Origin of the sequence: Bacillus cereus group sp. BfR-BA-01524 (assembly GCF_022662595.1) — a bacterium.
Lineage (GTDB): Bacteria > Bacillota > Bacilli > Bacillales > Bacillaceae_G > Bacillus_A > Bacillus_A thuringiensis_S.
This window is the reverse complement of record NZ_JAKUDW010000236.1, coordinates 1-1,218: the sequence shown is the minus strand read 5'-3', so window position 1 is coordinate 1,218 and position 1,218 is coordinate 1. Positions and strand designations below refer to the sequence as shown.

The window sequence follows — 1,218 nt, the reverse complement described above, 5'->3', positions numbered from 1 at the left end:
GTTGTTAAAAGAAGAAATTAAAGTCGTTGTGGAAGCGGACAAAGTAGTAGAAGTACAAGTAGAAAACGCAAAAGAACTAGGAAGCTTACAAGTAATCAAAAAGGATGCAGAAAGTGGAAAAGTTCTAGCAGGCGCAGAATTTAAATTAAAGAATGAATCTGGTCAAGTAGTTGGAGAAACGAAAACAACAGATAAAGATGGTGTTGTGAAATTCGAAAACGTAGTGCCAGGAAAGTACACGTTAGAAGAAACGAAAGCACCAGAAGGTTATAAGGCGTTAGAAGTAACAGTAGAAGTAAACGTTGTAGCGAACGAAGTAGTAAAACAAGAGGTTACGAATGAAAAAGTAACAGGTCAATTTGAAATTGTGAAAGTAGATGCAGAAGATAAAACGAAAGTATTATCAGACGCAGAATTCGAAGTGTATAAGGATGGTAAAAAAGTAGATACGTTACGAACAGATAAAACTGGTAAAGTAATTTCTCAGAAATTAGAGCCAGGAAAGTACACATTAAAAGAAACGAAAGCACCACAAGGGTATAAGTTGTTAAAAGAAGAAATTGAAGTCGTTGTGGAAGCAGACAAAGTAGTAGAAGTACAAATAGAAAACGCAAAAGAACTAGGAAGCTTACAAGTAATCAAAAAGGATGCAGAGAGTGGAAGAGTTCTGGCAGGTGCAGAATTTAAACTGAAAAACGAAGCTGGCCAAGTAGTTGGAGAGGCGAAAACAACAGATAAAGATGGTGTTGTGAAATTCGAAAACGTAGTGCCAGGAAAGTACACGTTAGAAGAAACGAAAGCGCCGGAAGGTTATAAGGCGTTAGAAGTAACAGTAGAAGTAAATGTTGTAGCAAATGATGTAGTAAAACAAGAAGTTATGAATGAAAAAGTGAAAGAAGAAATTACAGGTCAATTAGAAATTACAAAGGTAGATGCTAATAATACAAATACAACATTAGCAGGCGCAGTGTTTGAAATTTGGAAAGACGGAACAAAAATGGACACATTAACAACAAATAAGAGCGGTAAAGCAATTTCTAAGAAGTTAGAACCAGGAGATTATATTTTAAAAGAAATCCAAGCGCCAGAAGGATACACTTTATCCAATAAGGAAATCAAATTTACGATTTCTAATGAAAAAATTGAAGTTGTAAAGCTTCAAATTACAAATAAAAAAGATACAGATAAAGATCCGGAAAAACCAGGTGAGGGAACAGG

At 35.1% G+C, this 1,218-nt stretch carries 1 protein-coding gene; it reads left to right on the top strand.

The window, feature by feature from the left end:
- On the top strand, positions 1-1,218 hold a 1,218-nt coding region (locus MR170_RS30655; protein WP_276575691.1), incomplete at both ends, for an MSCRAMM family protein.